Consider the following 25842-nt stretch of genomic DNA (forward strand, 5'->3'; position numbering starts at 1 on the left):
AGGCTTACCCGAATGTCCGCGTTATCGTTGACGTCCATCGCGAGCGAGCTCGCTCCTACAGTTGATCGCCCTCGGTTTCAGCAGAAAGTTTCCTGCAAATGCCGCCAAAGAATCCTGTCATCTACCTTCTCGAACACCACCGTGGAGCGACGATCCGAGTGCAGTCCGGTCGCATCGGTTTGTTGTTCGCGGTAACTCACGGTCGCGCCGCCGTCGTACAACGCAATACCACGCAACTCACTGAGCTCGATGCGGAACCCGAGTTTCTTGCCGCCCGCCAACGTGAACAATTCGTTCAGCGCGTCAAAATCCAGCACCCGACCGAGCGGCGAGACCATGGAGAACTGTGGCGAAAAACGGGCCAGCAGCTTTTCGAGCTCGGACGCGTCCCGCTCTTCGGCCAGCCATTGTTCGATGGTCACGTGGGCCTGGATCACTTCGTCGAAGTATTCGGTGTAGTCGGTCATGTTGTTTCCTGAAATTCTGTGGTGTCTGTTCTGACGCCTTCGCGAGCAGGCTCACTCCTACAGGGAAACGCATTTCAATGTAGGAGTGAGCCTGCTCGCGATGGGCCGGGGTCGCGCTCGACCGAATCGGTCTCAGAGCTGCCCACGCAACCCGAACCGCTTCATCAGCCCGGATTCGAGCAACCCCTTGGGCAACAGACTTGCCATCAGCGGCAACGCACGACTGCCATTGCCGAGGCGAATCAGTCGCGGTGGCTTGTCCTGTTGCACAGCCTTGAGCAACCCGACAGCGAATTCACTGGCCGGCGTCGGTTTGTCCTGGGAAGCCCTGGCCCGGGCGCGAATGCCTTCACGCAGCGGGAACCATGGCGATTGCTCACTGATCAGTTGCTCGGCTTCTTGCCCGGCATTCTTGGCGAAACTGGAAGCGATGGCCCCCGGCTGGACTTCCATCACCCGCACGCCGAACGGCGCCAGTTCCATGCGCAAGGCATCGCTCAAGGCATGCACGGCGGCTTTCGACGCGCAGTAGGCGCCGGCGAATGGCGTGACCAGCACACCCGAAACGCTGCCGATATTCACGACCAATCCTTTGCTCCGGCGTAGCACAGGAAACATCGCGCGGGTGACGCCGACGACAGCGAACACATTGGTTTCGAACTGGCGTTGCATGGCCGGTACGCCGCCATCGAGCAGTGGTCCCATGGCGCCATAACCCGCGTTGTTGATCAGCACGTCGAGACCACCGCGCTCCTGGTTGATGCGGTCGCTCAACTGCTCAAGGGCAACACCGTCGTTTACGTCAAGTTGCACGGCGGTAAATCCGGCAGCGCTCAGCATGGCGACATCTTCGGCCTTGCGCGCACTGGCCCAGACTTCATAGCCGGCGCCCTTGAACGCATCGGCAAGGGCACGGCCGATGCCGCTGGAGCAACCGGTAATCAACGCAACGGGCATGGCGCATTCCTTGTGCAAAAAAAATGGGGAAGGATCAGTCGGAAAAACTACCCTGCAATCGCTCGGCGCGAAACTCCAGGGTTTCCGGACGGTAGCCAGGGCGCAGTGGCGGCAGCGGCAAACAGTCTTCCCAGTTGCCACCGGCCTGCAATTCGCCGGGGCCACGATAGCGTGGGGCGGTGTATTGGTTGTCGGCCAGGTTCACCGTATCGCCCGGTGCATAAGCCGCGACTCGCCAGCGCAGCTCGGTTAGCGGCACGTCATTGCCGTTGTTCAGGGTCAATTGCAGTGGCCGATCGGCGGGACATTGCTGCGGGGCGTAGCTGATGCGCAACTCCAGGCGTTGCAGCTGCTTGAGTTCGCGGTGGTCCATCCAGATGACCCAGGTGGCGACGATGCCCAGCCCCGCGGCGGCAGCCATGGAAACGGGCAAGGCCTTGGCCGGGTAGCGCAGCAACAGGATTAGCCAGGTGATGACCAGAAGGACGCCGATGAACATGACGTAAATCTCGGGAATAGAGAGGGTCATCCTACCTAAGCACAGGTGGGGTTGGCGATGGGCGGGGCGTGCCGATGGTACAGAAGGCCGTCTGTCGGCCCTGTAATTTCTGACAGTAGCCGGGCACTTGATCGACAGGCTTAGATGAGGGGAAGTGTTCGAGGAGCGGCGCCAGTGCCAGCAACCCTTTCAATCCACCGCCACATCCCGAGCCTGACGGCAAGGGACCCTCGGGAGTTGCCAGTCCGCGCTGTGGGTTACTGGCGTGACATTGAAGGTGTGCCTCCTCAGGCACGGGTCAACCGCACGGCCCATGATGGGGCAGGGCGCGCGATTGCGCAGTGGGATCCACGACTGTTTCTGGACGCTTCGGCAGCGGCCAATCTGCAAACGGTTCATGCCCTGTCCGGCGCGGTGTTGAGTACGGACAGCGTTGATGCGGGGTGGCGTGTGACGCTGCTGGGCGAGGCGGGGCAATCAGTTCACCACTGGGATGGTCGAGGCTCGCAGCACTGGTTGCGGTACGACACTCAACTGCGCCCGGAATCGGTGTTCGAACAACCGGTGGACGGCGAAGCGCTTTGCGCGGAGCGCTTGAGTTACGGCGCGAGCGATCAGTTCGCCGCCGAGCACAACCAATGCGGCCAACTGATTCGCCATGATGACCCGGCGGGCACGCAGCGGTTTACCGAGTTCGGCTTGCACGCCGCGGTACTGGAGCAGACGAGGCATTTTCTGCAAGCGTTGTCGCTGCCTGATTGGCCTGAGCCGGTAGCGGAGCGTGAGTTGCTGCTGGAACCGGGCGAGAGTGCCATCACCCATTCGCACTTCAACGCATTGGGCGAGGTCTCCCATCAAACCGATGCGAAAGGCCACCGCCAGTTATTCAGTCAGACCCTCGACGGCCAGTTGCGCGCGGTTCGTCTGCAACTCAACGGCGCATCCACTCCGAAAACGCTGGTCAGCGCCATCGCCTACAATGCCCATGGCCAGACCGAACGGGAAGTCGTCGGCAACGGCGTGATCACCACGCAGGAATACGACGCGCAGAATGGGCGCCTGATCCGCCTCCAGGCGCTACGTGGCAACGAAGCCTTGCAAGACCTGCGCTACACCTACGACCCGGTGGGCAATGTGCTGAGCATCGAGGATGCCGCGCAGCCGATTCGCTACTTCGCCAACCAGCGTATCGAACCGGTCAATCGTTATGGGTACGACAGTCTCTCGCAACTGATCGAAGCCACGGGCTGGGAGGCGGGCGGCGCCAATAAAGGCCCACAGTTTTCGGCTTTCGATGACCCCGCGCCCCGCGCGAACTACCGCCAGACCTATCACTACGATACGGGCAGCAATCTGCTGGAGCTAACCCACGAAGGTCCGCAAAGTCATGGCCATCGACTGGTCGCGGCGGCGCACAGCAACCGTTGCCTGCCGGTGCTGGAAGGGATAGAACCCGGTGAGGACGACTTCCGCCATGGCTTCGACCGCAACGGTAACCTGCTCAACCTGCAACTGGGGCAGGCCTTGGCATGGGATCTGCGCAACCAGTTGAGTGAAGTACGGCCAGTGGAGCGCGACTCGGGTCTCAATGACCGCGAACGCTACGTCTACGGCGCCGACGGCATGCGCCTGCGCAAAGTCCGCGAAACGCTCACCCATGCCCGGACACTGATCGCTGAAACCCGTTATTTGCCGAACCTGGAACTGCGCAATTATAACGGCACGGGCGAAGTGTTGCAGGTGATCAGCGTGCAGACCGGGCGCAGCACTGTGCGGGTGTTGCATTGGGAATCGGCGCCACCGAAGGACAGCGCCAATGATCAATACCGCTACCAACTGAACGATCACTTGGGTTCCTGCACCCTGGAACTCGATGATGACGGTGAAGTGATCAGCCAGGAGCGTTATCACCCGTATGGCACCACCGCGTGGTTTGGCGGCCGCGGGGAGGCAGAAGCGAGTTACAGAACAGTGCGTTATTCAGGGAAGGAGCAGGATGCTACGGGGCTTTATTACTATGGGTTCAGATACTACATGGCGGCCTGGCAGCGGTGGTTGAATCCAGATCCTGCCGGTGAAGTTGATGGTATTAATCTGTATGTAATGGTGACTAATAATCCAGTTAATAGGATAGATATTGATGGTTTGAAACCTTTTTTGTTTGGGGTTAAAAATGAGGTTGAAAACGCACGAAAAGAATCAATAAATTATGCCGAAGCAGCAGTTGAGGTTCTAAGGAATAGTGGCTCTGTTGCGATTCAGAATGTGATGATTAAATATTTCAATGATGCCAGTCCTCAGCGTATTGCTCGGTGGTCTGCTGATTTATTAAAAGTCATAGATGTTGCGAAAAGTACTAAAATACATCGTAATCTGGAATTGATTGGTGATGATTATGAAGGCGGAATGTATAAGAAGGCCGTCGCAATGGTTGATGGAAAAGAGTATTCAGAGTTCAAAATTTACACTGATAGCGTTGGCCGCACGCTAAGAAATTTCGCTGATAATAAAAAAGAGCTCGCCGAACAATTAAAAGAAAAGAAAACACAGTATAAGGCTGAGCGAAATAAAAAGTTTTTGCTGGTGAATGAGAAAAACTGGAAAGTTGTAAAGGATCTCAGGGGGGTAGTTGATCTGGTGTTAACGATGATTCACGAGTTTTCACATGTGGCTTTAGGTACTGAAGACTATGTGTACAAGAAGATCTTGGAAGGAAAGAACCACACGCCTCTCTTTGATTTGGCTGTCGGGTGCCCCAGTGCGGATAGTCGGTTGCCGGCGCTTAATGATTTAATTGCCAGCGCTGGTGGAAGCTTGAATTTTAGCGATGTCGCGTATGCTAATGCCGACTCTTTCGCTGCGGCTACTGTGGCTTTAATCGAGGAGTCCGGGGGAGTGAAATCTATAAGGTCTGGTAAGTCGAATTTAATAGCGCCAAAAGTTTATAAGTAGATGGGTATAAGTTGAAATGCGGATTCAATAATCTCCAGCAGAATTTTCCGCGGGTGGCACAGATGACAAGAATGTGTATTTGACGAACTGATGACCATCTGTCTGACCTGTAATTTCTGACAGTAGACAGATTTCTGATGGCTGTCTTTGATGGATAAGTGCCTCAGGAGCGCCCACTGTGCCGGCAACCCTTTCAGTCCACCGCCACACGCCGACCTTGACCGCGATTGACCCTCGGGGACTGGCAGTGTGCGGCGTGGGCTTTTGGCGTGATATCGACGGCGTGTCCCCTCAGGCACGGGTCAACCGTACGGTCCATGATTGGGCAGGGCGAGCGATTGCGCAGTGGGACCCGCGGTTGTTTCTGGACGCTTCGGCACCGGCCAATTTACAAACGATTTATGCCCTGTCCGGCGCGGTATTGAGTACGGACAGCGTTGATGCCGGGTGGCGTGTGACGCTGCTGGGTGAGGCGGGGCAATCGGTTCATGCCTGGGATGGCCGGGGTTCGCAGCGCTGGCTGCAATACGACGCTCAGTTGCGTCTCATATCGGTGTTCGAGCAGGCGATGGACGGCGAAGCGCTTTGCGCGGAGCGTTTGAGTTACGGCGCGAGCGGACCGACTTTTGCCGAGCGCAACCAGTGCGGCCAATTGATTCGCGATGATGACCCGGCGGGCACGCAGCGGTTTACCGAGTTCGGCTTGCACGGCGCGGTGCTGGAGCAGACGCGGCATTTTCTGACCGACTTGACGCTGCCGGACTGGCCCGAGTCAATAGCGGATCGCGAGTTGCTGCTGGAACCGGGTGAGGGCGCAACCTCCCGATCGCACTTCAACGCGGCGGGCGAGATTTCCCATCAAACCGATGCCAAAGGCCACCGCCAGTTATTCAGTCAGACCCTCGACGGCCAGTTGCGCGCGGTGCGTCTGCAACTCAACGGTGCATCCACTCCGAAAACGCTGGTCAGCGCCATCACTTACAACGCTCACGGTCAGACCGAACGGGAGGTCGCCGGCAACGGCGTGGTCACTACGCTGGAGTACGATTCACAAAACGGCCGTCTGACCCGCCTCGGGGCCCAACGCAACAACGAAGCCCTGCAAGACCTGCGCTATGCCTACGATCCGGTAGGCAACGTGCTGAGCATCGAGGATGCGGCGCTACCGATTTACTACTTCGCCAACCAGCGGATTGAGCCGGTCAATCGTTATGGATACGACAGCCTGTCGCAATTGATCGAAGCCACCGGCTGGGAAGCGGGCGGCGCCAATAAAGGCCCACAGTTTTCGACTTTCGATGACCCCGCGCCCCGCGCCAATTACCGCCAGACCTATCGCTACGATGCGGGCAGCAATCTGCTGGAATTGACTCACGAAGGCCCGCAAAACCACGGTCATCGACTGGTCGCGGCAGCGCACGGCAACCGTTGCCTGCCGGTGCTGGAAGGTGTGGAGCCGGGTGAGGACGACTTCCGCCGAGGCTTCGACGGCAACGGCAACCTGCTCAACCTGCAACCGGGGCAGGCCTTGGCATGGGACCTGCGCAACCAGCTGCGTGAAGTGCGGCCAGTGGAACGTGACTCAGGTCTCAACGACCGCGAACGTTATGTCTACGGCGCCGACGGCATGCGCCTGCGCAAAGTCCGTGAGGCCCACACCAATGCCCGGACGCTGATCGCTGAAAACCGCTATCTGCCGAACCTGGAGCTGCGCAATGACAGTGGCACGGGCGAAGAGCTGCAGGTGATCAGCGTCCAGGCCGGGCGCAGCAGTGTGCGGGTGTTGCATTGGGACTCTCAGCCACCGAAGGACAGCGCCAATGATCAATACCGCTACCACCTTAATGATCATCTGGGCTCCTGCACCCTGGAACTCGACGACGATGGTGAAGTGATCAGCCAGGAGCGTTATCACCCGTTTGGCACTACCGCGTGGTTCGCCGGACGCGGCGAGGTAGAAGCGAGTTACAGAACAGTGCGTTATTCGGGGAAAGAGCAGGACGTGACGGGGTTGTATTACTACGGCTACCGGTATTATCAGTCAGGGGCCGGACGCTGGTTGAGCTCCGACCCAGCGGGGACGATAGACGGATTGAACCTTTACAGGATGGTTCGGAATAATCCTGTCAGTCTCGCAGATAAAAACGGTTTAGCACCAGACACTTTAGAGGATGCGTTAGAAATACTTATAAATGAAAACGTGGGGGATATTGCGCAGGAGGTGCTCAGGCGACAATGGAAATTACAAACTTGGAAGCCAAGTGATGTCAGAAATGAAACCCATGATGTTGAGTTTGATGTGGCCAAAAAAACACTATCTTATGATGAGCGCAATGCTGTCGCTAAATACACGGGTACGGAATTTCAAGATCTGGTTAGGCAGTTAAGAGTTGGCGGAGGGCAAAGCAAGATGGCAAAAAACAATAAGGAAATACATAATGTGGTGACAGCATTGCTGGTGGGGATGGATAAACTCCCTGATCCAAAATTTGATATTATATATCGAGGGGTTAATGGCTTTACTGGATTCAATGAAAATACGGCAGACGGCGCACAGATAAAAAACAAAGGTTTTGAGAGTTTCTCTTCAGGGCGTGCGGCAGGCATTACAATAGATAAGGACACACTTTTAATGTTGAAAATTCCTGAAGGTATTAAGATATCTATTATATCTGCACTTTCAGCTTTTCCCGGTGAAAGAGAGGTGCTGCTGGGTCCCAATCCTATATACGTTATTGAAGACGTTATTACAGAGGTCAGGCATCCGAAAACTTTTGAGGTGTTCAAAAACGCAGATTTAATTCCTACCATGGAAAATGTCAGGGTGGTTATTTCAGCAACATTAAGAAGTGCATACTCAAACTGGAGGAAGGAATATAGAAAAATAGACACCGAAAAATGAAGGGCGGGTAATTTAAGTGGGGGCGTGTGGAGTGGCAATTATCCCATGTTTTATGTAAGGTTTAGTTTTGTAATCGCCCGGAATTGCTTTCTCCGAGGGGGGACTCTGATGAAATCTCCTTTTGGACAAAAATGTAGTCCCCATGCCGGAGTTTTCTCATCTTGCTCATGCTTCTCTACGTTCGAATAAACTGACTAATTCGGACTGGGAAGGATTGACATACTCAAATGTCTGCTGATGACACGGCAGCTTGCTCTACCCACTTTCTGATGATGACTGAAACAACCTCATAAAACCGGCCGTTTTCTTGGTAGATTTGACTGTCTCAATGAAGTGTCCATCATGTGGGTGGAAATCACATAATTTGGCTAGCGCGTCAGTTAATGTGGTTTGAAAAGGGGCATCTATTGTGTGTGAGCGCTCGCAATATTGTGTGTCACTTCTGCTATTTAGGTAGCCGTACGCCATCCGATTGATGACCTTTCGAGCAGGATTGTCATGACGCAGCTGATTAGCTTCATCGACACAGACCCGGTTAATCACCTCTCGGCTAGATTTGGCCACCGCATGGAAGAGGTCGTAGACAATTCGCGCTTTGGGGCAGTGCTCACGAACCTCCAGGTCAAAAGCGGTGTTCATGTCCATCACCACCGCTTCGATTCGAGCGCTCCTCTGCGACCCCGGCTCCTCGAAGAACGGGCATTCATTCAGCGACGGTTGGCTGGGCTCCATCGCGAGCAACACATAATCCAGGCAAGAAAAAGCCCCCACCCAACCCACTGCGGATAGGGACGCAGTAGACTGAATGGGGGCTATTTTTACCAATCGCTTACTGCGCGATAGTCTTCACCGCAACCCCACGCTCAATCGGCGTCGACCGCCCGTAGATATCCTCAAACCGCTCGATATCGTCCTCTCCCAGATAACTCCCCGACTGCACCTCGATGATCTCCAACGGAATCTTCCCCGGATTACGCAGGCGATGCACCGAAGCAATCGGAATGTAGGTCGACTGGTTCTCGGTCAGCAGGAACACGTTCTCGTCACAGGTCACCTCAGCAGTGCCGCTGACCACGATCCAGTGTTCGGCGCGGTGGTGGTGCATCTGCAGCGACAGGCACGCGCCCGGTTTGACCGAGATGTGCTTGACCTGGAAGCGCCCGCCCATGTCCACCGAGTCGTAGGAGCCCCACGGACGGTAGACCTCGCAGTGGTTCTGGGTTTCGCTGCGGCCCTGTTCGTTGAGGGTGTTGACCATCTGTTTCACGCCTTGGACCTTGTCCTTGTGGGCGATCATCATGGCGTCCTTGGTTTCCACCACGACGATGTTTTCCAGGCCGATCACCGACACCAGTTTGCCGTTGCCGTGGATCATGCAGTTTTTGCTGTCCTGGATCACCACGTCGCCTTTGGTGACGTTGCCGTTGGCGTCTTTTTTATTGACTTCCCACAGCGACGACCAGCAGCCGACATCGCTCCAGCCAGCGGTCAGCGGCACGACGCAGGCGCGTTGGGTTTTTTCCATCACCGAGTAGTCGATGGAGTTGTCCGGGCAGCAGGCGAAGGTAGCTTCGTCGAAAGTGATGGTGTCGGCATCCTGCTGGCTGCGTTCCAGGGTCAGCAGGCAGGTGTCGTAGATGTCCGGATCGTGCTTTTTCAGCTCTTCGAGGAAACGGCTGGCGCGGAACAGGAACATGCCGCTGTTCCAGAAGTAACCGCCGGACTGGACGAACTCGGTGGCGCGCTTCACGTCGGGTTTTTCGACGAAGTGCGAGACGCGGCTGACGCCTTCAGGCAGCAGCGAGTCGTTGGTCGACTTGATGTAGCCATAACCGGTTTCCGGTTTGGTGGCCGGTACGCCGAACAGCACCATTTCACCGTTTTCGGCGGCGACGGTGGCCAGGGCCAGGGCGCGTTGCAAGGCTTTCTGGTCTTCCAGCACGTGGTCGGCCGGCAATACCAGCATCAGCTCGTCGCGACCTTCACTGACCAGCATCATCGCGGTCAGGGCCACGGCCGGCGCAGTGTTGCGACCGAACGGCTCCATCAGGATGCGCTGGGATTCCAGCTTGCGGGCGGCCAGCTGCTCGTTGACGATGAAACGGTGGTCCTTGTTGCAGACCACGATTGGCGAATCCATGCCTTCGAACACCAGGCGTTCCAGGGTTTGCTGGAACAGGGTGTGTTCGCCGGTCAGGGCCAGGAACTGCTTAGGGAATTGTTTGCGGGAAAGCGGCCAAAGACGTGAGCCACTACCACCTGACAAGATCACCGGAATCATGTTGTTACTCCTTGAATATCGATTGGTTAGAGCCACGAAAGTTCTGTCGTTTCACTCTTGTTTTTGTTCCGTGTCCGGCTGGCCTTTGTAGGAGCGAGCTTGCTCGCGATGGAGGCTAACGATGATGTTGGGCACCAGAAGCAACGCGGTGCCCTTGAGTTCATCGCGAGCAAGCTCGCTCCTACAGGGTCTTGGTCAGCCTGAAAAATGTATTAGCGCGTCGACACCGGGCGTTTGACCCAGACCGGCGACAGGCTGCTGCCGCTGCCGGTGACGTACAGCACCGCGGCTTCACCGCGTTCCAGGGCGACCGGTTTCACGTCGCCGACTTTGGTGGTGCCGTCATACAGCGCCAGGCTGACCTTCACCGGGTTGATTTCACGCTCGCCACGGCCTTTGGCTGCCACGTTCGGGACCACGTCGGTCTTGCCATCGGCGGTCTTCAGGGTCAGCGCCTTGTCGCTGAGGTTTTGCATGCGTACCAGGGACTTCTGCTTGTTCTTGAACGGCGGTTCCTCGATCAGTTGTGGTGCGCCGCTGGCGTTGTTGACCAGGGTGTAATAGTGGTCGCCGGCCAGTTTCACCGGCAGGGTCTGGCTACCGACCTTGGCGCTGTAGTCGCCGCCCGGCATGAAGCTGAAGTCACTGCTCGACAGCGGCGCGACGTCGCTCAGGTTGGTGCTGCCGACGGTGGCGCTGACTTCGGCGTTGCTGGCGTTGTAGATACGCACGAAGGTCGAGCCTTTCGGTGCGGTCGGGCCGTACAGGGCAGCGTCGCCACCGGCGAAAGCCTGTACCGACAGCACACTGAGGCCGGCAACCAGGGCAAAGCGTTTGGCGAGACGACGCGGAGTTGTAGTGAAAGTCATGGTGTACCTCTCTTTCAGTTTTGCGCCCGGTCGGGCGTCTCGGATTTGTTGGTGATGGCTACGTTTTGTTGGCGCGCGCCGGCTTGTTTAAGCTCTGCGACCCACTGCGGGTCGGCGTCGCCGATTTCGTTGTTCACAGGCAGATATCGTTCAGGGAACTCCCAGATCAGCACCTGTGGCGGGCTGTTCTTGAAGGCATCGCTTTTCAAGTAGCTGAGCATCGGCAGAATCGGGCCGTGGCCGTCTTCGGCGTAATTGACCACGTCGCTGTGCAGCGCCTGCTTGAGCGCACCGACGAAGTTCCAGTTGGGGTTGGCGCTGTAGCTGGTGCCGATCAGGGCTACCGGCACTTCGGTGTTGGCGAACAGCGCGTCGTCGCCAGCGGGCTGATCTTCAGCCGCGACCGTATTGCGCTTCTGCAAGGGTTCTTCCTTGGGCATCAGGTTTTCGAACAGCGGGTCCAGTGGCAGGAACAGACGCAGGTCACCCTTGTGGGTGATGGTCTCCGCCGGTTCAGTAACGAAACGCTGCGGCTCGCCGCTCAGCGGGTACTTGTCGGCAATGGTCTTGGCCAGACGGTTGGCAGCGATCTCGGCACCTTGCGGCGTCCAGTGGGTGTCGGTGCGCAGGAACACTTGCTGGCCATCCTGTTTGGCCTGTTGCAGCGGGCCGAGCAGGTCAGGGGCTGGAATCCGGTCGGCGGCCAGGCGTTGGTGGAAGTCCTTGTAGAGGTTGGCGTGGATGCTCGCCGGCTTCACCTCACCGAGGTGTTCCGGGTACAGGCGCACTTTGGCCGGCACCACCGCCATTACCAGTTGCACGCCTTTCTCTTTCAGGGTCTGGCGCACGCCTTCGACCAGCGCGTAGTTGCCTTGCAGGTTCAACTCTTCGTTGACCACCGGGTGGAATTCTTCATCGCTGTACAACCACTGGTCGCGACCGAGCACCACGCCCGGACGACCTTCGTTGAACAGCTTGAAATCCAGCGCGGCCCAGAGGTTGGTGCCCAGGCGCTTGATCGGGAACTCGTCGTCGTAGTGGGTTTCCACGGCCTTGGTCCAGCGACCGTTGAGCACCGTCGCATCGGCGTTGGTGCTGAAGCCGAAGAAGCTGCGCACCGACCACAGACCGAGCACCAGCAGGGTCACCAGGAACAGCGCGATGTAGAAGATGCGTAATGAGCGGGTCATGGTCAGATCCCTCAGAACTGGAAGTAAAGGAACGGCGAGAAGCTTTGCGCCGAGAGTTTGAGAATCGAGGCGATGAACAGCAGCAGCACCAGCGCACGCATCACGTAGCGCGACCAGTCAGCGGTCCAGTAGGCCGGTTGCACCTGGGCTTCGACGCCGACGGTGTAGCCAGGCTGGTGGATGTTTGCCGGGTTATCCCCAGGCACGGCCTTGATCGTTCCCGGTGTCGCAGCGGCCGGGCCGTCGGCGTCGACGTTCACTGCAGGCTTGGTCTTGGCCGGTGGCTGATTGGTGTAGAAGTCGCGCAGGCCGAAGAACGCCAGGGTCACGTAAGCCACGATCAGCGTTGCCACTTGCAGGCCGGTGAGGCTGGCCTGGTTGAGTTCCGACAGCGACCAGTCGCCGAAGCTGAACATCGCGCCGTACATGCGCCCGGCGACGTGCAGGTTTTCTGCGCGGAAGATCACCCAGCCCATCACCACCAACAGGAAGGTCATCACCCAGCGGATCGGATTGAAGCTGCGTGGAGAAGTATTCAGGCCGATGGCTTTTTCAATCGCCAGCCACATGCCGTGCCACGCACCCCAGACGATGTAGGTGATGTTCGCGCCGTGCCACAGACCGCCGAGCAGCATGGTCAGGAACAGATTGCGATAGGTCATCAGCGTGCCTTTGCGGTTACCGCCGAGGGTGATGTACAGGTAGTCACGCAGCCAGGTCGACAGGCTGATGTGCCAGCGCCGCCAGAACTCGGTGATCGACTGGCTGACGTAAGGCTGCTTGAAGTTTTCCATGAAGCGAAAACCCATCATCAAGCCCAGGCCGATGGCCATGTCGCTGTAACCGGAGAAGTCGAAATACAGCTGCGCGGTGTACGCCAGCGCGCCGAGCCAGGCATCGCCCGTGGTCGGGTTTTGCAGGGCGAAACAGTGGTCGGCCACCACCGCCAGGGTATCGGCGATGAAGACTTTCTTGATGAAACCCTGCATGAACCGCGTGCAGCCCTCGGAGAACTTGTCGAGGGTGTGGGTGCGGTTGTTGAACTGGTCGGCCAGGTCACGGAAACGCAACACGGGGCCGGCGATCAAGTGCGGGAAGATCGCCACGAACGCCGCGAAGTCGATCAGGTTGCGGGTCGCCGGGGTATCGCCACGGTAGACGTCGATGATGTAGCTGATGGACTCGAAGACGTAGAACGAGATCCCGATCGGCAGCAGCACGTGGGTCAGGATGAACGGCGAAAGACCCACCGACGTCATCATCGCGTTGATGCTGTCGACGCCGAAGTTGGCGTACTTGAAGTAGCCGAGGATGCACAGGTCGACGGCCACGCCGAGCAGCAGCCAGCGCTGTGCCGGTTTGGTCCTGACCCCGGCGGCACCGACTTTCAGGCCGATCCAGTAGTTCCACAGCGTGACGCCGGCGAACAGCGCGAGGAAGTCCACACGCCACCAGGCGTAGAACACGTAACTGGCAATCAGCAGCAGCAGATTGCGATAGCGTTGCCCGCTCAGGTAGTACAAGCCGAGGAAGATCGGCAAGAACAAAAACAGGAACACGTTGGATGAAAAAACCATCCCGGTCTCTCCTTGTTTGAACCAACAGTCAAGGGCCAGCGGCCCCCCCAAACCCCCCACAAAAATCCGGGGGGATTACACAAATCTAAAACCCGACACCGCCCTTGGAGGAGCTGCCGAAGGCTGCGATCTTTTGATCTTGATCTTTAAAAGCAGGATCAAAAGATCGCAGCCTTCGGCAGCTCCTACAGGGGGGTGTTTGTCCTAAGAACCCTTGCTGCCCTTTTCATTGGCCGGGTCGTAGACCTTGGTCAGGTCACCGCCTAGGCGGAAGTTCTTGAACGGTTGCATCTTGTGCTTCTTCTCCAGTACGTCCGGCGTACAGGTGTAGAGCGAGCAGAACGGTTCGAGCCAGGCGAATTTCATGCCCTCTTTCAGGTCGGTCATGTCCTGTTCCTTGCCGTTCTTTTCCTCGAACTCATCCGGGTCTTTCACCCCGGACAGCACCCGATCACCCAGGCGTTTGAGTGCGCCATTGTTTTCCTGGCGCAAGTCCACGCCGTTGACCTGGGCGAAACTGGCGATCATCGTCAGCGGCGGCAGGGCGTAGTTGTGGTAGGCCAGCGCCCGTTGCTGGCGCTTGAGTTCGTTGGGCAGATAGCCGTCGGCATCGATCTGATTGGCGCCGACCTTGTATTCCTTCACCGCCCAGTCGAACAGGTCGCGACGGTTGGTGGCGACGGAAGTGGCCATCACCGACCAGGCAGCCCAGTACGAGTGGTTGTTGGTCTGGTCAAGCGGCAGGTTGTCCCAGTCGCTGACCACCTGGTCGGCCATCTTGCTGAACCAGGCTTCGATCAACTGCGCTTCCTGCTGATGGGTGGCCAGCGGGTGGGAGTCGGAAAACTTCAGGCGGATATACGCCGAAGCCATGCTGCCCAATGCCCATTTGCGCATCGACTTGCCGGTGTGGTTGAAGTCCCTGGACATCAATGCATCGGCCTGGGCCCAGGTCGTCAGCCAGCTCAACGTGCATTCCAGTTGTTCCGGGCGACCGTCACGCATGAACTGCATCACGCGCTTGCTGGTGCCGCGCTCGATCTTGGTGATGTCGGCGGTGCTCTCGCGAAAGGCTTTTTCCGACTGCACATTCAGGGTCGCGCGGGCCTTGTCCGAACCTTCGTACTTGCTGCGAAATTGCAACGAGCCGGTGTACGGCGTCGGCATTGCATCGCAGCCTTCGCTCTTGTCGCCCGTCTTGAATTTATCCACAGGCGCAAAATAGCCCTGGGGTGGACGCAGTGGCGCAGCCGCTTGTGTGGCTCCGGCGAACATCGCCAGGCTCAAAAGCGTCGGTGCCAACAGTGTTGAAAATTTCGGATTGCGCATGGCAGACCTCATTGCCCGACCGAAGCAGTACGCTGCTCGGCGCCCGGGAACACGTTGCGTTTGCAAATTTTCGCTTCGACTTTCTGTGGCGCGGCACCGGCTTGTTCCGGGCCCTGGACTTCGACGGCCAGCAGGTTCTGCGAGGCCCAGTCTTCGTCCGTGCGCAACTCGAAGGCGAAACGCCCGTCAGTCTCGGAGGTTTCCGGTTTGTCGATCTTGATGTCCTCGTGGCGACCGTTCATGTACCAGAGGGTGGCTTGCAGGGTTTTCACCGAAGTGTCGGCGAAGCGGATGTCGACCTGGTGGCTACCGTTGCGCAGGTCCATGTTCTTGCTGTTGACCATCAACTCGTTTTTGCCCGGCTTGAGCGTGGCGCTGCCGGACATCTGTGCATCCTTGCCTTCGCAACCGTTGTCCAGCAGCGCCATCATCTGGCGGTAGATGGTTTCCTGGTCGAGGCGGTACAGCGGCGAGAATTCCCAGATGAGAATCTTCGGCGGGTTCTTCTGGAACTCGTCGCTGCCCAGGTACTGCAGCATCGAACCTTCCAGGCCACCGCCGGGGAACGCCACGTTGAGGATGTCAGCGCCGATGGCTTCTTCGAGGAATCCGGCGAAGTTGTAGTTCTTGCCGCTATGGGACGTGCCCACGAGGGTGATCTGCGGGTTACCGGAGTCGCCGAACAGATCGCCATCGCCCGCTTCGCCCTTGGGCTCTGTGGTGAACTGATCCATGTACTGGATCGCGTAGCTGGTGCCGCAGAGTTGACCGGCCATGTTGTGCAATGTTCCGGTCTTGCCCATGCGACCTGACTTTTTGGTCTCGAATTCGCGCTTGGGAATGTCGGCGAATTCAGGCAATTGCTTGACCTTCTCGGCGACGATTTTCGCTGTGCGCTGGGCACCGTACGGGGTCCAGTGCTGGTCGCCACGGAAGTAGAAGTCGTGGGCGGGCAGGGTGTCGGGCAATGACTCGTTGGTCAGCGGCGACAGGTCCGGAACGACGTAGCCCATCTGCGCGAAACGACCGAGCATGGACTTGTAGTTTCTCAGTGCCTTGTCGAAGTCGTAGCTGGCTTTCTCCGCCGGGTTGAGCTTGTTGCGGTTCACCAGGCCACGGGTCGGCTGGTACACGACAACCAGTTCCACGCCTTTGCTCTTGAACGCATCGTGCAGTTGTTTCATGCGTTTGTAGCCGGCGGGTGTGGTGTCGAATTCGGTGCGCAAGTCTTCTTGCGTACGGAACAACCAGTCACCCTGGGCCTGTACCAGCGTGGTGAAGTTCTGCTGGTAACGGGTGGTGTAGTTTTTCGGATCGTGAGCAGCCGGGCACAGGCTGCAGCACGGTTCGGCAGAGAATTTTGGTGGGGCAACTTCATCGGCACGCGCGCCACCGCTGGCCGCGAGAATGCCGGCGGTCAGGGCCGACAGGCTGAGTAATTTGATCAGGTGTGGGTGCATAAGATTATCCTCAGTCCCGCATTTCGGTCTGGCGTTCGACGGGGTCGATCAGCACGGCTTTCTGCTGGCGCACCAGCAGGTCGAGAATTTCATCCTGGCGCTCGCCAAGGATGCCGGTGAAGCTGATGCCGCTGGATTTGGTCGGCGCGAGCATCGACACGCGATACAGCTCGACACTCAGTGGCGAGTCGATGGACAGCGGGCCACTGCCGTTGGCCGCCAGCTCACCGCCGACCACGATCAGCGACACCTGGGCGTCGAACGGGTCGAGCTTGATGTCACGGTCGGTGTTGCTCAGGTCCTTGATGTGCCCGTAGACGCCGGTCAGGCCGTTGGCCATGGCGACGTTTTCGTAGAGGCGAATGTTCACGCTGTTACGAATGCGGATGCCGTGGCGCTTGTTGCTCAACACGCGGTTGCCCCACAGCAGGTTGTCAGCACTCTCGTAGAGGGTGATGCCGTCGGTGTGGTTCTGGTAGATCTCGTTGTGGGCAATCAGGTTGTTGACGCTGTTACGGTCGATCACCAGCCCCGAGAGGTGGTTGTCGTAGCTGCGGTTGTTGAAGATGAAGCTGTCGTTGACCTCACGGGAAATAATGATCCCGTGCTTCTTCTTCGTTCCATACACCGTGTTGTCGGCAATGATCAGGCCGTGGGAACGGTCGTGCGGGTCGATGCCGTAGACGATGTTGTCTTTGTAGGTGTTGCCCTTGACCACGAAGTCGCGGGTTTCATAGCAGTAGAAGCCGTACCACATGTCCGAGAATTCGGAGCCGACGATCCAGCCGGTCGGCTCAGGGCGCTTGAGCACCTTGGCCATGTTTGGCGTGTACTGGGAAATACTCACGCCATAGGACTTACTGTTGGCGTAGCCGAAGCTGGCGATCTTGCTGTTGGCGATGTAGGTCTCGGTACCGCCCCAGGCCAGCAGGAACGGACGGAATTCCTTGGGCGAAGTGAACGTCGCCGGGCCGTTGTCTTTCTCGCGCCAGCCAGTGATTTTGGTATCGCGAACGAACAGCTGGCCGTCGTTGACCAGGAACGTACCGGCCTCCTGGGACAGGCGCAGTTCCTGGGTCTGCTTGTCGATTTCCAGGATGCCGTGGCGACCGACCACGATCGGCAACCGCGAGAGGAACACACCCGGCGAGGTTTCGCTGAAGTACTGCTTGGGCAGCTTCTTCGCCAGGTCCTTGAGGTTCATGTAGCCGTCGTCGACGAAGATCGCCTGGGGGATGCCGTGCTGACGCACCACCCACTCGGCCATCTTGTTGTCACCACCGATGAAGTCCTTCAGGGCGTCTTCCTGCATCATCCGGCGCACGCTGATCTTGCCGGCCTTGCTGCGCACGATTTTCGCGGCGATAGCCTCAGCGGTGTAGCCGGAAACGTCCGGCAGTTTCGGCTTGGCCAGTTCCAGCGGCGCGGTCGGTGCGCTGCTGACGGTATAGGTCTTGGCCTGTTGCAGTCCCTTGGCGACGGTGGCCGGCTTGCCTTGTTGAGGCACCGCCGGCTCCACATTGGCGAAGGCAGCCGCGCTGGCCAGCAGCATTGCGCCGGCCAGCAAGGTCAAGGAACCTTTCTTGGCACTGTTCATGTCGGGCACTCCCTTCGCGGTTCGCATCAGAAGCGCCAGATCACATCGACGAACGCACGGTGCATGTACGAATCGACTTCCTTGCCGTACGCATCGCCCGGCTTGAACACGCCGCCACGGAAGCGCACCAGGGCCGAAGGCTCATCGATCGCCTGACTCATCGACGCGGGCAACAAGCCTTGCTTGAAGTACTTGGTGACCACCAGGTCCATTTCCTGACCGAGGTCTTTCTCGCCATCGTTCAGCGGCAGCGAAGTGCTGGAGAGGATCGCGCCGGTGACGTCGTCGGTGTTGTTCTGGACGGCGTTGATGCCATTGCTGCCGACCGGCTTGTTGCCGTCGACGCGCCAGAACTTGTGGTAGATCAGGCTGGCGTCGTATTCGTCGTTGAGCATCCACGAACCGAACAGGGTGGCGCTCTGCATGTTGTTCATTTCGCCACGGAAGGCCTCGCCGAAACGGTGTACCCGCGAGCGGGTGCCGGTGTAGTTCGAGCGGTTGCTTTCCAGGCCGTTCTGTTCGTACTCGGCGCTGGCGCGGGCGTAGGCGGCACCGACTTGCCATTGCGGATCGAGGCGCAAACGCACGCCGAGATCGGTAGCCCAGCCATTGAGGTTTTCACCGCGCTTGGCTTCAGCCGGCGGCGTGCCATCGGCGTTCAGCGGGTTGACCTTGTCGATGTCGCCGCTCATACCGGTGATGCTGCCCCAGTAATTGACGGTGTTGGTATTGCGCCAGTTGTAGGCGTCGCTGTCGGCGGTGAGGCCGAGCCAGCTGATGTCGCCGTTCTGTTTCTTGTCCAGCGAATCCGTCGGCACACCCGGCTCCGGGAAGTCGAGCTTGCCGTTGTCGTGGGTGTGATGACCGCGAATGCCGACCCAGTTGCCCGGGGTCCACTGGTACGCGGCATCGGCGTAGGCGTGCAGGCGATCCTTGTCTTGCGGCGACAACTCCTTGAGGTCGGTGCGGTACTCGCTGAAGCGTTCGGCGATACCGACGTTGGCGCGTAGCAAGGTGGTGTCGAAGGTCCAGTTCAGGGCTTCGATGTTGGTGTCACGCCATTGGCCGTCGTCGTTGCGCAGGCGCTGGCGACCGAGTTTCAGGATCTCGCCGGGGTAGGGCGTGAAGCCGCTGTAGCCGACCCAGAATTCGCGCATGGCCAGGTAGTTTTTCTTGGTCTCGCGATCACCGTTGTCGGTGTTCTCGGCACCATCGGACTGTTGCAGGGTGTCGGTCTCGATGATGTCGGTGGACGTCACCGCCTGACCCATGGCGTAGGCGCTCCACGCGCCGCTTTCGCCGTAGACCCACGGACGCAGGTCCAGGCCGACGCCGTTGACGTCGCCGCCGGGAGCGGTGCCGAGGTCGCGGTCGTCTTCGGACTGGCCGGTGATTTTCACGTCCAGGCCAAAGTTCTTGGTTTCAGTCATCGCAGCGAGCGTCGGGCAAGACCAGATCAGCGCGAATGTCAGGCCGATGCCGGCCTTCATGAATGGATTCAACTTCATTGGGATTCCTCGCTGACTTCTTCTTGCAGGGTGTGCAGTTCCGGCGTGTTCGGGCTCAGGGCACCGCGCACGGCCTGTTCTTGTTTCAACAGGCGTTGGGCTTCGGCCAACCGGTCGGGCGGCAATTGCGTTTGGATTGTTTGCGCAAGCTCGGTGGCTTGCGGGGTGTTCTGGGCCAGGGCCAATTGGCTGAAGACGTAGGCGTTCAGCGGATCAGGCTTGGTGCCCTTGCCTTGGGAAAACAGTTGGGCGATGGCGAAGTCGGCGCTGTTCTGGCCGTTGCGCGCAGCGGTCAACAGATGGTCGAGGGCCTTCTGCGGATAGACCTTGCCCAGGTAGCCACGGCGATAGATCTGGCCGAGGTAGTAATCGGCAGCGACTTCGCGGCCGACGGCTTTCTGGAAATGCTCTTCGGCGACCTTGGCGTCGGCCGGCACCAGTTTGCCTTCGAAGTAGAGCTTGCCCAGCAACAGTTCGGCGCGGGGCTGGTCGGCGGCGCGGCCGTTGTCCAGGTACTTCATCATCTGGTCGACGTCGCCGAGTTCCGGGAAGTCGTAGAGCAGTTGCGCGAGGCTGACCCACGACGCCGGGTAGCCCGGTGCGATCGGTTCGAGCAGCGACTGTGCGGTTTTCTCGTCGGTCTTGCCCAGGGACGCATCGGCGAGCACGCGGGCGACACTGTCGACGCGCTGCGCCGAAACGGTGCCTTGGGCGTGCGCCGCTTGCATCTGCTTGATCAGCTCGGCCTGTTGCTCTGGCTTGGCCTGTTTCTGATAGACCGTGGCCAGCTCGACGTAGCAGATGTCGCTGGTGTTGAGTGCGGCCTTGCAGATTTTTTCCACGTCATCCAGATGCTGGTCGTAGGTGCCCTGGGTGCGATAGAGCAGCACCTGCGCCAGACCGGCTTCCGGTTTGTTCTCGGCACGCCATTGGCTGATCTGCTGTTGCGCATTCACGTTGGGGAAGCTGTGCGGGTATTGCAGGTACAGCATCGCCAGCGGGATCAGCGTGTTGCCTTCGCCTGCCGCAGCGGCTTTTTTCAGCAGGGTTTCAGCTTCGTGTTGTTCCGCTTCGGTGGAACCGGGCTTGGCTACCAGCAGTCGACCGAGACGTGCCTGGGCGCGCGGCGAAACGCTGGCCGCGGCGCGGTAGGTCGCCTCTGCCTGTTTCATCTGTGCCGGGTCACGGCTGTCGACCTGGATGTCGGCCAGACCGACCTGCGCTTCGCTGTAGCCCAGGTCTGCCAGTTGCCGGTAGTTCTGCGCGGCGGTGGCGGTATCGCCACGCTTGAGCGCTTCGTTGGCCAGGCGCTGGTCGGGCAGGCCGGCGCAACCGGCCAGGCTCACCGCCAATGCCACTGCACACAGTGTTCCCATGTAGGAGTGAGCCTGCTCGCGATGCAGGCAACTCGGTACATCAGACAGACCGCGCTGATCCCATCGCGAGCAGGCTCGCTCCCACAGGGATGGCGGTGTGTTCGAGATTTTTGTGATAGTCACAGGCATGTCCTCGACTTAAAGACCGACAGCCATGGCTTTGTCGATCAGCCAGTTCAGGTTCGGGCCACGGTCGCTGTTGACTTCCACCGGGCGGCCGGCGAGGGAGCTGTCCAGGGTTTCGTCCGGCTGGATCAGCACGCGGATGTCCGAAGACAGATCGGCGCTTTTCAGGCTGGTGCTGCTGACGATCTTGCCGGTGCGGCTCTTGTCCTCGCCAGCGATCTGGAAGCGCACCGAAGTACCCGGGCGCACGTCGCCGAACTGGCGATAGGAGAAGCGCGCTTCAACGTTGGCTTCGCCGCCCCGCGGGACCAGTTGGAAGATCACGTCGCCCTTGCTGGCGTACTGACCGTTGGCAACCATTTGCTGGGCCACGGTGCAGTCGCACGGCGAGGTCAGGGTGCCGGTCATCTGCTTGCCGAACAGTTCTGCAACCTTGGCCGGGGCCAGTTGGTCTTCGTCCAGATGGCCCTTGAGCACGTCGAGCATGCTGGTGCTGAAGGTCGCCAGCGGAGCGCCCTTGGCGGCCACGCCGTCGGCTTTCACCAGGCTCTGCACGGTACCGTCGCGAGGCATGGTGATGTTCACGCCCGGCACGCTGACCAGACCGGCCTGGGCGTGGCTGACGAAGTACATGCCGTACACCGATTTGAAAACAAAGCCGAATGCAGTCAGGCCGACAACGAAGACCCCCAGGCTGAAGGTCACGGCTTTCAGGCGGCCGAACGCGGTCATGCCGTGGCCGCCGTCCTTCATCTTGCGCGCCTTGGTGAAGTTGTCGCGCTGCAGGGTCGCCAGCATTTCACCCACGCTGACGATATCGCCAGCCAGGTGCGAAGTGATCAGGTGGCGCAGGGTCGAGATGTCCCGTGGTTCCAGGTTCTGGAACTGGCAGCCGGCGCGTCCGGTCTCGCGATCGAAGGAGCGGACCTGCAATTCGACGTCAATGGCCAGGCCGAGGTTGTCGATGAGGAATTGCAGGCGGGCCTTGTACACGTCACCGATCTTCAGCGGCAATTGACCGGCGTTGAACGCCAGGCCACCGGCGGACAGGTCGATCACCCGGGCTTCGACCGGTGTCCGGTCGGGGCCGAAGAAACGCAGCTTGGCCGGGATTTTCACGCGGGCGTGTTGGCGCTGGGCTTCGGATTCATGCACTACGTTGGCGTTGACGGCGGTATTCATAGGGGGCGTTTTCCTAGTTAATTCAGGCGAGTTCGGTCAGACCATCAACAGCAGCACGGCGACAAAAATGCTACCGGCAGAGAAGGTCATGGTCCGAGACGACCAGGTGTTGAACCAACGTTGAAAGCTGGCGAGATCACGGGTCAGAGAAGTGGGCTGGCGAGTCCAGGACTGTTTATCGAGGCGGAAGAACACGTAGATCTTCACCAGCGCGCCGACGATCTGGTTGTAATAGAGAATCGCCGGGTAGGCCGGGCCGATCCGGTGTCCGGAGCACGACAGCAACAAGGTCAGGATGAACCGGGTGATGCCGATCCACAGCAGGTACACCAGGATGAACGCGGTGCCGTACTTGAAGCTGGCGATCAACGCCACGGTCAGGCCCAGCAGCGAGGTCCACATCGACACGCGCTGGTCGAACAGCACCACCGAAGTGAACACGCCGAGGCGTTTGATCCCCAGGCCCAGGGCGCGGGAATTCTGCCGCAGGTTGTTGCCGTACCAGCGGAACATCAGTTTGCGGCTGGCCTTGATGAAGCTCTTTTCCGGCGGGTGTTCAACGGTGTTGATCGCCGCGTCCGGCACGTAGAACGTGTCGTAGCCCAGGCGCATCAGGCTGAACCAGCTCGACTTGTCATCGCCGGTAAGGAACTTGAAGCGACCCAGGCGCCAGTGTTGCAGCGAGTCGCTTTCCACGTCGGCGATGAACTCCGGGTTGGTGACCACGGTGGCGCGGAACACCGACATGCGGCCAGTCATGGTCAGCACGCGCTTGGACAAGGCCATGGAGCACATGTTGATGTGGCGCTGGGCGAAACGCAGCTTGTGCCATTCGCTCATGATGTAGCCGCCACGCACTTCGCAGAATTCGTTGGTGGTCAGGCCACCGACGTTGCCGAACATCTGGAACCACGGCACGGTCTTGAGCACCACGCCTTCGGCCAGCACGGTGTCGCCATCGATCACCGCGACCACGGCGCGATCATCCGGCAGGTGCCGGGAGATGGCGCGGAAGCCGTAGGCCAGGCCATCGCGTTTGCCGGTGCCGGGAATGCGCACGAAGTCGAGCTTGACCCGGGACGGCGGATTCATCCGGCTCCACAAGCTTTTCACCAGCAGCTCATCGGACATTTCCACGATGGAGCAGACCACGGTGGTCGGCAGGCCGCAGTCGATGGCTTCGCGGATTACCGAGCTGTAGACCTGTGCAGTGGTCAGGGCGTCGATGCGGAAACTGGTGACCATCAGGAACACATGGGACGGGTCAGCCGCCTTGCCCAGCTTGCGCACTTTGCGTCGCAGGTAGGGGTAGACGATGTACAGAAAGATCATGCCGCGCACAAAGTGCGTGGCACCCATCGAATAGCGCCAGATACCCACGGCGCCAATCAGGAAAATGAAGTCCTTCGACTCGGAGTCGAACGTGGACACGGGCAACGCCATGGCGAGGCCCATCAGTAAACTCAGGTAGAACAGCCAACCGGCGGCCTGGAGTAGGCCGTGTTTTAGCCTGTGCATAATCTGCATCCGTCTCGATCTCGGGCGAGCCTTTGGGGTGGCCCGATGGGGTTAAGGCAGGCCTGTGAAAACTGGCGGCACCCGCTCTGGATGACGCCAGAATCCCTGTAGGAGCTGGCGAAGCCTGCGATCTTTTGATCTTCAGCAATCACGCCGGCGCCAAAAGATCGCAGCCTGCGGCAGCTCCTACAGATACCGCGTTACCAGCAGATACCTTCAGCCCGGCTATTCGTGCTGGTGGCCTTGGACATGAAACCAACCAGGTCGATCACTTGCTTGCCGTGTGGAACGTCCTGCACCAGGGCGCGGAACTTCTCGTCACGGTTACCGAGGATGATCACGTCGGAGTTGTTGATCACCGCGTCGAAATCGGAGTTCAGCAAGGACGAGACGTGAGGGATCTTCGACTCGATGTAGTCCTTGTTCGCGCCGTGAACGCGGGCGTACTCGACGTTGCTGTCGTAGATGCTCAGGTCATAGCCTTTGCCGATCAGCATTTCCGCCAGGTCAACCAGCGGGCTTTCACGCAGGTCGTCGGTGCCGGCCTTGAAGCTCAGGCCCAGCAGGGCGACTTTGCGTTTGTCGTGGCTGGAAACGATGTCGAAAGCGTTCTGCACCTGGGATTCGTTGCTGCGCATCAGCGAGTTGAGCAGCGGCGCTTCCACGTCCAGGGAACCGGCGCGGTAGGTCAGGGCACGCACGTCTTTTGGCAGGCACGAGCCACCGAAGGCGAAGCCCGGGCGCATGTAGTACTGGGACAGGTTGAGGGTCTTGTCCTGACAGACCACGTCCATCACTTCGCGACCGTCGACGCCGACCGCCTTGGCGATGTTGCCGATCTCGTTGGCGAAGGTGACCTTGGTGGCGTGCCACACGTTGCAGGTGTACTTGATCATCTCGGCGACGGCGATGTCCTTGCGGATGATCGGTGCGTCGAGCTCTTCGTACAGCGATTGCAGAACGTCGCCGGAAGCCTTGTCGAATTCGCCGATGACGGTCATTGGCGGCTGGTCGTAGTCGGCGATGGCGGTGCTTTCGCGCAGGAACTCAGGGTTCACGGCCACGCCGAAATCAACGCCGGCCTTCTTGCCGGAGCAGTCTTCGAGAATCGGGATGACCACGTTGGCCACGGTGCCCGGCAGCACGGTGCTGCGCACGACGATAGTGTGGCGGGTGGTCTTGTCACGCAGGACAAAACCGATTTCGCGGCACACTGCCTCGATGTAGTTCAGTTCCAGATCGCCGTTCTTCTTGCTCGGCGTGCCCACGCAGATCATCGACAGGTCGGTGTCGCGAATCGCCTCGGCGAAGTTGGTGGTGCCACGCAGACGACCCGTCTGGATGCCCTGTGCCAGAAGTTCGCCCAAGCCTGGTTCAACGATCGGCGATTTGCCGGCATTGATCATATCGATCTTGTCTTTGGCCACATCGACGCCAACGACGTCATGGCCCCGTGCAGACAGGCAACCGGCACATACCGCGCCGACGTAACCCAAACCAAAAATGCTGATGCGCATCGCAATTACCTCTCTGTTATCAAGCCTGTAAACATCAAGCCATTAGATGGCCGGAGTTAATGGTGTTCAGCGTGTTTTAGTGCACTCGCAAGTGTGCCTTACAGGCACAACGATGCCCTGTGCTGGCATATAAGTTACGAGTGTCTAAATAAATGCACTCAAGGTGTGCGCAACTAGGCCCTGTTGTTATGATTTGCCCTGTTATGCAGCCGATCCTCCTGTCGGAAGGATGCAGGTGCAACGGCCTTGCACGCTTGATGTCAGGCCGAAAGCCCGTGGATCAAGCGGTTGGGTGCTCGGGTGAGCACGTTTATAGGGGCGCTGCCGTGGCCTTGTAGGGGATAGTCATACCGCGTTATCTCCTGTCCGATTGCTGTTGTCCAAATCAGTGATTATTCAGCGCAAGTTAGTGTTTCAACTTCGCTACATGAATCGCTTATCTGCGTAAGTTATCTCGTACACGTTCGGCGAGAATCGTTACCGGTGGTATGAGCGGCGCGTTTGGACATAGTTCCAGTCCGCTCATCGTGAAATC

Annotated in this window: 17 protein-coding genes and 1 pseudogene; 2 read left to right on the forward strand and 16 right to left on the reverse strand. The window is 59.0% G+C overall.

The features are described 5' to 3' along the window. Positions 1–77 precede the first annotated feature (77 nt). The 3 genes from KGA83_RS10035 to KGA83_RS10045 all read right to left on the reverse strand — a co-directional run bounded on the left by KGA83_RS10035 (position 78) and on the right by KGA83_RS10045 (position 1923). Positions 78–467, reverse strand: coding sequence for a DUF4440 domain-containing protein (locus KGA83_RS10035; protein ID WP_108214935.1), 390 nt, complete (start codon positions 465–467; stop codon positions 78–80). Between the two features lie 132 nt (positions 468–599). Then, entirely contained in the window at positions 600–1424 is an 825-nt protein-coding gene (locus tag KGA83_RS10040) for an SDR family oxidoreductase (protein ID WP_108214936.1), read from the reverse strand. Positions 1425–1458: 34 nt separating this feature from the next. After that, the gene (locus KGA83_RS10045; RefSeq protein ID WP_108214937.1) at positions 1459–1923 is read right to left on the reverse strand and encodes a multidrug transporter; all 465 of its coding nucleotides are present in this window, start codon (positions 1921–1923) and stop codon (positions 1459–1461) included. Between the two features lie 174 nt (positions 1924–2097). Here KGA83_RS10045 and KGA83_RS10050 point away from each other — a divergent pair, with 174 nt between their 5' ends. Next, positions 2098–4875, forward strand: a complete 2778-nt coding sequence (locus KGA83_RS10050) for an RHS repeat domain-containing protein (protein ID WP_223529619.1) — start codon at positions 2098–2100, stop codon at positions 4873–4875. A 178-nt stretch (positions 4876–5053) separates the two neighbouring features. Then, a complete protein-coding gene (locus KGA83_RS10055) occupies positions 5054–7777 on the forward strand; it encodes an RHS repeat-associated core domain-containing protein (RefSeq protein WP_223529620.1) in 2724 nt (907 codons plus the stop codon). A 255-nt stretch (positions 7778–8032) separates the two neighbouring features. Here the strand turns inward: KGA83_RS10055 and KGA83_RS10060 are convergent. The 13 genes and pseudogenes from KGA83_RS10060 to KGA83_RS10120 all read right to left on the reverse strand — a co-directional run. Further along, positions 8033–8443, reverse strand: a pseudogene (locus tag KGA83_RS10060) (transposase); the annotation flags it as partial. A 163-nt stretch (positions 8444–8606) separates the two neighbouring features. Further along, on the reverse strand, positions 8607–10058 hold the full coding sequence (locus KGA83_RS10065; protein ID WP_218426788.1) for a mannose-1-phosphate guanylyltransferase/mannose-6-phosphate isomerase: 1452 nt from the start codon (positions 10056–10058) through the stop codon (positions 8607–8609). Positions 10059–10270: 212 nt separating this feature from the next. Beyond that, entirely contained in the window at positions 10271–10927 is a 657-nt protein-coding gene (locus KGA83_RS10070; protein ID WP_108214940.1) for an alginate O-acetyltransferase AlgF, read from the reverse strand. A 14-nt stretch (positions 10928–10941) separates the two neighbouring features. Continuing rightward, positions 10942–12117 carry an alginate O-acetyltransferase gene (locus KGA83_RS10075; protein WP_108214941.1) on the reverse strand — a complete coding sequence of 392 codons (1176 nt, stop codon included), beginning with the start codon at positions 12115–12117 and terminating at the stop codon, positions 10942–10944. A gap of 11 nt (positions 12118–12128) precedes the next feature. Then, positions 12129–13694, reverse strand: coding sequence for an MBOAT family O-acyltransferase (locus tag KGA83_RS10080; protein WP_108214942.1), 1566 nt, complete (start codon positions 13692–13694; stop codon positions 12129–12131). 204 nt (positions 13695–13898) lie between these two features. Next, the gene (locus KGA83_RS10085) at positions 13899–15023 is read right to left on the reverse strand and encodes a mannuronate-specific alginate lyase (protein WP_108214943.1); all 1125 of its coding nucleotides are present in this window, start codon (positions 15021–15023) and stop codon (positions 13899–13901) included. An 8-nt stretch (positions 15024–15031) separates the two neighbouring features. Beyond that, positions 15032–16483, reverse strand: a complete 1452-nt coding sequence (locus KGA83_RS10090; protein WP_108214944.1) for an alginate O-acetyltransferase — start codon at positions 16481–16483, stop codon at positions 15032–15034. Between the two features lie 10 nt (positions 16484–16493). After that, positions 16494–18080, reverse strand: coding sequence for a mannuronan 5-epimerase AlgG (algG, locus tag KGA83_RS10095; RefSeq protein WP_108214945.1), 1587 nt, complete (start codon positions 18078–18080; stop codon positions 16494–16496). 26 nt (positions 18081–18106) lie between these two features. Continuing rightward, positions 18107–19588: an alginate export family protein gene (locus KGA83_RS10100; RefSeq protein ID WP_108214946.1), complete on the reverse strand. Its 1482-nt coding sequence runs from the start codon at positions 19586–19588 to the stop codon at positions 18107–18109. After that, complete coding sequence (gene algK / locus KGA83_RS10105) at positions 19585–20964, reverse strand: alginate biosynthesis TPR repeat lipoprotein AlgK (protein WP_256357038.1); 1380 nt, start codon at positions 20962–20964, stop codon at positions 19585–19587. The genes KGA83_RS10100 and algK overlap by 4 nt, the downstream gene beginning before the upstream one ends. A gap of 138 nt (positions 20965–21102) precedes the next feature. Further along, the gene (locus KGA83_RS10110) at positions 21103–22272 is read right to left on the reverse strand and encodes an alginate biosynthesis protein Alg44 (protein ID WP_218426804.1); all 1170 of its coding nucleotides are present in this window, start codon (positions 22270–22272) and stop codon (positions 21103–21105) included. Positions 22273–22308: 36 nt separating this feature from the next. Then, the gene (gene alg8 / locus KGA83_RS10115) at positions 22309–23790 is read right to left on the reverse strand and encodes a mannuronan synthase (protein WP_371319101.1); all 1482 of its coding nucleotides are present in this window, start codon (positions 23788–23790) and stop codon (positions 22309–22311) included. 200 nt (positions 23791–23990) lie between these two features. Continuing rightward, positions 23991–25307, reverse strand: coding sequence for a nucleotide sugar dehydrogenase (locus KGA83_RS10120; protein ID WP_046041959.1), 1317 nt, complete (start codon positions 25305–25307; stop codon positions 23991–23993). Positions 25308–25842: the final 535 nt, after the last annotated feature.

Source organism: Pseudomonas sp. GL-R-19 (assembly GCF_019956375.1).
Classification (GTDB): Bacteria; Pseudomonadota; Gammaproteobacteria; order Pseudomonadales; family Pseudomonadaceae; genus Aquipseudomonas.

What these genes read in the sequence shown, in the direction of transcription:
- KGA83_RS10035 (WP_108214935.1), bottom strand. Translation starts at nt 467, where the DNA reads ATGACCGACTACACCGAATACTTCGACGAAGTGATCCAGGCCCACGTG.
- KGA83_RS10040 (WP_108214936.1), bottom strand. Translation starts at nt 1,424, where the DNA reads ATGCCCGTTGCGTTGATTACCGGTTGCTCCAGCGGCATCGGCCGTGCC.
- KGA83_RS10045 (WP_108214937.1), bottom strand. Translation starts at nt 1,923, where the DNA reads ATGTTCATCGGCGTCCTTCTGGTCATCACCTGGCTAATCCTGTTGCTG.
- KGA83_RS10065 (WP_218426788.1), bottom strand. Translation starts at nt 10,058, where the DNA reads ATGATTCCGGTGATCTTGTCAGGTGGTAGTGGCTCACGTCTTTGGCCG.
- KGA83_RS10070 (WP_108214940.1), bottom strand. Translation starts at nt 10,927, where the DNA reads ATGACTTTCACTACAACTCCGCGTCGTCTCGCCAAACGCTTTGCCCTG.
- KGA83_RS10075 (WP_108214941.1), bottom strand. Translation starts at nt 12,117, where the DNA reads ATGACCCGCTCATTACGCATCTTCTACATCGCGCTGTTCCTGGTGACC.
- KGA83_RS10080 (WP_108214942.1), bottom strand. Translation starts at nt 13,694, where the DNA reads ATGGTTTTTTCATCCAACGTGTTCCTGTTTTTGTTCTTGCCGATCTTC.
- KGA83_RS10085 (WP_108214943.1), bottom strand. Translation starts at nt 15,023, where the DNA reads ATGCGCAATCCGAAATTTTCAACACTGTTGGCACCGACGCTTTTGAGC.
- KGA83_RS10090 (WP_108214944.1), bottom strand. Translation starts at nt 16,483, where the DNA reads ATGCACCCACACCTGATCAAATTACTCAGCCTGTCGGCCCTGACCGCC.
- algG (WP_108214945.1), bottom strand. Translation starts at nt 18,080, where the DNA reads ATGAACAGTGCCAAGAAAGGTTCCTTGACCTTGCTGGCCGGCGCAATG.
- KGA83_RS10100 (WP_108214946.1), bottom strand. Translation starts at nt 19,588, where the DNA reads ATGAAGTTGAATCCATTCATGAAGGCCGGCATCGGCCTGACATTCGCG.
- algK (WP_256357038.1), bottom strand. Translation starts at nt 20,964, where the DNA reads ATGGGAACACTGTGTGCAGTGGCATTGGCGGTGAGCCTGGCCGGTTGC.
- KGA83_RS10110 (WP_218426804.1), bottom strand. Translation starts at nt 22,272, where the DNA reads ATGAATACCGCCGTCAACGCCAACGTAGTGCATGAATCCGAAGCCCAG.
- alg8 (WP_371319101.1), bottom strand. Translation starts at nt 23,790, where the DNA reads ATGCACAGGCTAAAACACGGCCTACTCCAGGCCGCCGGTTGGCTGTTC.
- KGA83_RS10120 (WP_046041959.1), bottom strand. Translation starts at nt 25,307, where the DNA reads ATGCGCATCAGCATTTTTGGTTTGGGTTACGTCGGCGCGGTATGTGCC.